The 2,288-nt window shown below is 58.6% G+C and carries 1 protein-coding gene and 2 pseudogenes; 1 reads left to right on the forward strand and 2 read right to left on the reverse strand.

Going from position 1 to position 2,288, the window contains the following annotated elements; genetic code table 11:
* Positions 1–352: 352 nt before the first annotated feature.
* Positions 353–622: a hypothetical protein gene (locus EOA23_RS35570; RefSeq protein ID WP_024504272.1), complete on the reverse strand. Its 270-nt coding sequence runs from the start codon at positions 620–622 to the stop codon at positions 353–355.
* A gap of 993 nt (positions 623–1,615) precedes the next feature.
* Here EOA23_RS35570 and EOA23_RS05880 point away from each other — a divergent pair.
* Positions 1,616–1,762 (forward strand): annotated as a pseudogene (locus EOA23_RS05880) (multicopper oxidase domain-containing protein); the annotation flags it as partial.
* Between the two features lie 104 nt (positions 1,763–1,866).
* Here the strand turns inward: EOA23_RS05880 and EOA23_RS36325 are convergent.
* A pseudogene (locus EOA23_RS36325) lies at positions 1,867–1,995 on the reverse strand (LysR family transcriptional regulator); the annotation flags it as partial.
* Positions 1,996–2,288 lie beyond the last annotated feature (293 nt).

Below are 2,288 nucleotides of genomic sequence, written 5' to 3' on the forward strand. Positions count from 1 at the left end.
TTCACCGTTTGTTCATTATGATAGCGCACGATCATAACTGGACATGCTGGTAGCTCGTACATGCCTGAAGGCCCTGCGCGCCGACCCAGCGCCGGGGCCTTTTTACTTCCGCAAAATCGATTCCAGCAACGCGGGCACTTCGCAGGATGTCGGAATCCCGCGCTTGCGATGATACGCCGTACAGCGAATTGCGCGAGTCAAACGAATTTGGGTTTCTCAAATATAGAATCGTCGATACCGATCCTGATGGATCGAGCCTCGACGACGAAGTCAACCATCTTCAAACGGAATTATTCAACATTGCCGAGAGCTCCCGGTGTGCCGTCGAAGCCGACATTGGGGAGGTCAGCGGTCACCAACGATCATGGTGATCGCCAGCATCTTTCGTATTCACATAACCGTCGGCCTTGTACTTTCCCGAGGCCATGACATGAGTGGGTCTTCCAAGCACCGATTTGGCCCGGTAGGATTTGCAGGGGGCGCGGACAAGCGGATGAACAAACGGAATGATGCCGGAAAACTGCGCGCGCCTGCTGGGATTTAGCCGACCGTCGATAGGAACATAGCCCTGGTCGACGGCTTTCTGAAGGGCAAGAGTTTCGCCGACCTGGCTCAGGAACATGGCTTGTCGACAACGAGGGTGCGCCAAATCATCGAGAAGGCCGATCGGCTCGTGGGCGGCGCATTCAGACCAAGACTGAAACGTCCAACGCCTCGCCTCGGTCCGATTTCATGGTCGACTATCCCTATGTGTGCAAATGGCCGAGAAGCACCGGCTGGGTAGCGTCACGCCGCATCATTCTTTGCGGAGCTGGAGCGCGCGGGATCGCTGGAGCGGCTGGTGAAAGCGGTTGCCGGGGCGCACAACACGTGAGCTGGCGCCTCGTGTGGCAAAAGGAGAGGGCGAGAGCCCATGGCCTGCAATGAAGCGATCAAGCATTGCGATCGTGGAACCAAGCTAGTCGACCATCCGGACCGCGGCCTTCAATGCCAGCTCGCCTTGGAATCGGCCTTCCAGGAATTGGCTGAGCGCGCAGCGGAATCCGGCTGGACCGAGGAGATAGCCACGCGCTCCTCGAACTCGCCGGCGCGCGCCTCAGGAGCGACTCCGCCAATGACAGACTGAGAGGACGATTAATCGTGCCAGGGCAACGAGAGAGCGGCAGGTTCAAGAAGCTTCGCCTGAACCGATAGGAACGTCGCTGCGCCAATAAAATTGGCGGTGAAGGCTGACCGCGGCCGAGTCGGGCAAGCGAGCGAAGTGCTGAAATAAGGGCGTGAGAATCCAAGACATCGTTTGTAGAGAGCATCGAGCTTCGCGAGATTGTGGTACAGGATCGACCGCAGGTGTTCTCGCAGCGCTCGCAGAACCCGGGATTCTTCCGCGGCACCCGCCAAGGCGAAGAACGGTCAGAGTTGCACGATAACGTTTAAAAGCGAGCCTTCCTCCGAAAGTCTGCGCGCGCAGTTCCACGGTCCGATGCGCTTTCATAGCTATTCCAATCGCCGCGCCCATCCTCTCCCGGATCAGGTCCAGCGGGTCTGCAGTGCATGCGCCCCCAAAGTGGACGCCATTGGGCCGGGTGAACCGGGCTCGATTGCGCGCCGAAGGCCCGTTCCAGGCCCGGAAATCCGGGTCCGTCAGGGCGAGCGCGTGCGGGTCGAGGTAGAGAACGGCCTTGCCGAGAAAACGACCGTGCACTGGCATCGCGTGCGTGTGCCACATGCCATGGATGGCGTGCCTCACCTCACGCAGAAGCCCGCGAAAAGGCAACGGAAGATCTAGCATTTATGGGGGAAATGTTTTTTCGGAGTGCTTGACCCGCAGGAAGGGCAGGGCATGACTGCCTATCGCCCGACCCGGCCGGCCGCACTCATGACCGGCTGGGCTCGGTTAATCCTGCATGCCGCGCCCATGAGGTTGCGCTCTGTCGGGAGTGCGTCGAGCACAACGACGAGATGTAGTTCACGATCTTTGAAACGCGTGTCAACCATCCAAAGTGTGGATGCCTTTCATCGAAACAAACGATTTCATCAATGTTCTGGAATCCTGCATGGGCAGAACAGAAACCGCCCGAAAGGAGATTTTTCATGCGCTCTACCGGGCAGTGGAGTGCTGGGAAAGGGAGTTGCAACTGACCGGGTCCGACTTCTTCCGAGTCTATGGACAGACTGGGAGACGCGCACGGTGTAGCGGCTCACATCGTCATACTGCACCTACGCCACACACCGGCCGGACCTGATCCGGCTTTATGAGCATTGGGCTTTGTCAGTTGCCCAAGCGTGAT

This window comes from Mesorhizobium sp. M2A.F.Ca.ET.042.01.1.1 (assembly GCF_003997405.1).
Classification (GTDB): domain Bacteria; phylum Pseudomonadota; class Alphaproteobacteria; order Rhizobiales; family Rhizobiaceae; genus Mesorhizobium.